Raw genomic sequence first — 3,730 nt, 5'->3', positions numbered from 1 at the left:
ATTCGACATCTGATCAAGACGAACGTGTTGTCTGCCGAGCAGGTAGTTCCCGGCGCCCCGTATCAAATCCGCGCCAGCGACCTCAACTCTGAGGCCCTCCGAGCTGCGATAGCGCGAAAGGGGCGCCCGTGTCGCCTTGCTGACGCGGACACGCTTCCAATGTTTACAGATACTTAGAGAAGGAGTGCACAATGACTCAGGTCCGCCCTGAGGCCGGATGGCACGCTCAACAATGTTGGAGTCTATCTCGATGCGCCCGTCATGGAGGAACTGTTCGAAGGCTTCCCGCCGACTAAGGGCATAGCGAATTGCTTCGGCGAGCTTTGATTTTCCAGAGATGCGGGGCAGCGTGTCCTGCCAGAGTTTGTAGAGATCGGCAACGACTGCAGCGGAGGCCTCCACGGGCGGCAACGCGAACATCGGGGCTTTGTCCGCGCACCTTTTCCTCGATCGACCAAAGTGCGCCCATCTTTTCGATTGTCGCCGTTGCCACCTTGGAACTGTCGTTTGCGTGCAGCTCGTAAAACCGACGGCGACCATGCGCCCAGCACTCCGCCAAAAGAGCGCCGTCGTTTCCGCGCTCAGGTCGAGCAACACGATTATAGGCAGTGTACCCGTCGATCTGCAGGATGCCGCGATAGCCTTCCAGATGTCGAGCGACACAATCGCCGGATCGACTGTCTTCAAAACGGTAGGCCACCATCGGCGGACCGCTCCCGCCGAATGGTCGATCGTCTCGCGCGTACGCCCATAGATACGCCGTCTTTGCCGACCCCGATCCGGGGACAAGTGTCGGCAATGTCGTCTCGTCGGCAAATATTCGTTCGCCTCTTTTGATCTGGCTGAAGGTGTAGTCCGCGAGAATCTCGAGTTCGAACCCAAGCTTCCCCATCCATCGCGCCATGATGCCGCGGTCGACTTCGACATGGTCGCGCAGGAAGATCGCCTCCTGTCGATAGAGTGGCAACCCGTCGCCATATTTGGAGACCGCGATATAGGCGAGCAGCGCTTCCGTCGGAATGCCGCTTTCGACTATATGCGCCGGGGCTGAGGCCTGGATGACGCCGTCTTCGTTCTTGAAGGCATACTTCGGGCGATGCGTGACGATCACCCGGAACTTCGGCGGAATGACATCAAGCCGCTCGGAGGTATCTTCCCCGATCAGGACCTTCTGTTTGCCAGCGTGTTCGGGCAGTTCGTCCGGCTCGATGACCTCATGGACCCGCTCCAGGTGCGGCGGGAAGCCCTTGCGCGGGCGCGGCGCACGCTTTGCTGCGACTGGATTTCGGCCCTTGGAAACCAGCGCCTCGATCGCGGCGATGCCGGTGTCGATTTCTTCGAAGACAAACGCGCCCTGTTCGTCCAGGTCGGCCTCGATGCTCGTGCCCTGCCTTTCCGAGCGGCGGCCATAGCGGTATCGATTGAAGGCTTTGAGGATTAGCTTCAACTTGGCGATCTGTTCGTCCGCGTCGGCATTGCGGGCCTTCAGATCAGCAACTTCGTCTTCCAGAACATCGGCGCGCGCAGCCTTTGCTGCCATCGCCATGATCATGGCTTTCAGCGCATCAACGTCATCAGGAAGCTCGAGATCGGCTGGTGTCATGCCCTTATGTAGAGCATATTTCGGCGAGATCTTCCCTCAGTTTCAGCCGCCTGATTCACTCTGCCGCAGGGCTTTACCCAACAAATTCCGGCCGCTTTACGGCAACCATGCGCACGCGCTTCCAGTCCATCCCATCGACCAGCGCCATCAGTTGCGCGTGATTGAGCTGCACGCGGGACGGCCCGATTTTCGGCCAGACGAACTGATTTTTTTCGAGCCGCTTCGAATACAGGCAGACGCCTGAGCCATCCCACCAGGCGATCTTTATTCTGTCTGCTCTTTTGGCGCGGAAAACGTAGAGCGAGCCATTGAAGGGGTCGCTTCCAGCATCACGCACCAACGCCAAAAGGCTATCTGGACCTTTGCGGAAATCGACGGGATGACTGGCCAAAAAGACCTTCGCACCAGCGGGGATCATGCAGACCGCACCGCGCGGATCAACCTGACGAGATGGGGCTCGTCGATCCCGACATTCACGCGGATCACTGCGTCGCCGATCATGATGTCCGCGGTAGAGCTTTCGCCCCGAGCCGTATCAACAACAGCCTCCGCTTTCGGTCGGGCATTGCGCCGCCATGTGAACAATTGCGAGGGGTCGATCCCTAGGCGCCTTGCCACCGCCGAAACGCTCGCACCCGGCTCCATGCTTTCGGCTACCGCCTGAGCCTTGAACTCATCTGACCAGCGTCGAACCTCTCGCGGCGCGCCCTCCAGGCGACCCGCAACGGCTTCGATCGTATGGAACGTTCTATGTTCGGACATAGCTTCAGACATCGCAATTCATACCAAGCTCATTCCCGGAGCTCACATGAAAAAGCGCGATGCCTTGCTATCGCCAGACGGGGTCAATGCACCGCTTACGTTAGGTTCAGCCTCGCTCCAAATCAACTGCATCAAGGCCCGTTCCGGCGCATACTATCGCCAGAGGGGACGACCATGGAGGTCGAAGCAGGCTTGACACATGGCAGGGCCTGTTGATCCATTTCAGCATGACGTAGTTCAGCCCAGCGGGCTGGTCAGTTTGGGGGGCAGCTTGAAATTCTTGCCAGCATTTCTCGGCTTGGTGACGCTATCTTCGCCAGATGCTCACGCGGAGCAACGGTTCGAGTGCTCCGTTGACGTGGTGGCATGTGTAAAGAAGGCCCAGAAAGCATGTCCACGAAACGTCATATTCATCGCGGACCGTAACGCCGCCTCAAGCTTCAGCGTATTCACAAGAGGAACCCCCCTGAACGAGCGAACGATCAAGGGGCGCCCAATGTTGGTCATCTGCACCCCGAGGTGAGTTGGTGCCAATTGCCCCAGGGCCGCCTTTCAGCATTGGCGGTCGACGCCTGTTCGATCTTGTTCGAACGCCTTGGTCACGACGATTTCTCCCACAATGGCTGCGTTGAAATTTTCAAGGTCTTCAGCCGGTATCCAATATTCCCGCAACGCCTGGCCACCTGCATCTTGCGGAGCGTAGGCAGCGAGAAAAGTGCTTAGAACTTTGAAACATGTCACATAACCAGCGCCGTCCCGGCTGACATTCCAATCCCTGGCGATCCGGATAGCATAATCCTCAGAAAGAACCGGATAGAAGATGGGTTGGTCAGGCAGTCGAGGTGGAAATGCTCTCATGCCGCTCTGCTTTATCAAGTCCAATTCAATTGGACCTACGGGTCGCCAAAGAGTTACAGTTTCCATCGCTATTTTCCATGAAAAATTTGATCCAGTTGCTCTACTCGGTTCAACCTGTTCCAATAGTGTGGTTCTGGCGCAAAAGTTGCCGCCAGCAAACGCAGTTATGGGCGCAGGGCAGCTTTATGCCTGGAGCTGTTATCTCAAACACATCGGCATACCTCTTAGCGAGATGCATGTCCGTAGATAATAAAGAAGCCGTCCTCTTCTTCGAACCGAATCCGCAAGCGTTTCAAAACAATGCGCAAGGGCTCCGAACAGTCGTCAACACGGAGAGCCAATGACTGCCCAATCCGATTTTTGACCCTCGGCGCGATTTTGGTAAGCGGCAAGCTGAGGCCGTTCAGCGCGCGTAATTCCACGGCATGAGTGCATCGAGATCGCTGCTGGGCCAGCCGTTGGCGATGCGCTCGAGGGTGTGGGTGAGCCAGGCCTGCGGATTGACGT

4 protein-coding genes and 1 pseudogene are annotated in these 3,730 nt (G+C 57.5%); all 5 read right to left on the bottom strand.

Translation table 11 applies throughout. From position 1 onward, the window contains the following. Positions 1 to 207: 207 nt before the first annotated feature. Positions 208 to 1,603: pseudogene (gene tnpC / locus C5L12_RS27460) on the bottom strand (IS66 family transposase); the annotation flags it as partial. A gap of 73 nt (positions 1,604 to 1,676) precedes the next feature. Next, the gene (gene tnpB, locus C5L12_RS27455; RefSeq protein ID WP_157949144.1) at positions 1,677 to 1,994 is read right to left on the bottom strand and encodes an IS66 family insertion sequence element accessory protein TnpB; all 318 of its coding nucleotides are present in this window, start codon (positions 1,992 to 1,994) and stop codon (positions 1,677 to 1,679) included. 23 nt (positions 1,995 to 2,017) lie between these two features. After that, positions 2,018 to 2,365, bottom strand: coding sequence for a transposase (locus tag C5L12_RS29115; protein ID WP_280952555.1), 348 nt, complete (start codon positions 2,363 to 2,365; stop codon positions 2,018 to 2,020). Between the two features lie 552 nt (positions 2,366 to 2,917). Next, complete coding sequence (locus C5L12_RS27440; RefSeq protein WP_105375137.1) at positions 2,918 to 3,289, bottom strand: ADP-ribosylation/crystallin J1; 372 nt, start codon at positions 3,287 to 3,289, stop codon at positions 2,918 to 2,920. Between the two features lie 337 nt (positions 3,290 to 3,626). Next, the coding region (locus C5L12_RS27435) for a transposase domain-containing protein (RefSeq protein WP_157949143.1) at positions 3,627 to 3,730 on the bottom strand (104 nt) is incomplete at its 5' end.

The organism is Neorhizobium huautlense (assembly GCF_002968575.1).
Lineage (GTDB): Bacteria > Pseudomonadota > Alphaproteobacteria > Rhizobiales > Rhizobiaceae > Neorhizobium > Neorhizobium huautlense.
Note: the sequence above shows the minus strand (reverse complement) of the source record. Positions and strands in the feature narration are given on the sequence as shown.

What these genes read in the sequence shown, in the direction of transcription:
- C5L12_RS29115 (WP_280952555.1), bottom strand. Translation starts at nt 2,365, where the DNA reads ATGTCCGAACATAGAACGTTCCATACGATCGAAGCCGTTGCGGGTCGC.
- C5L12_RS27440 (WP_105375137.1), bottom strand. Translation starts at nt 3,289, where the DNA reads ATGGAAACTGTAACTCTTTGGCGACCCGTAGGTCCAATTGAATTGGAC.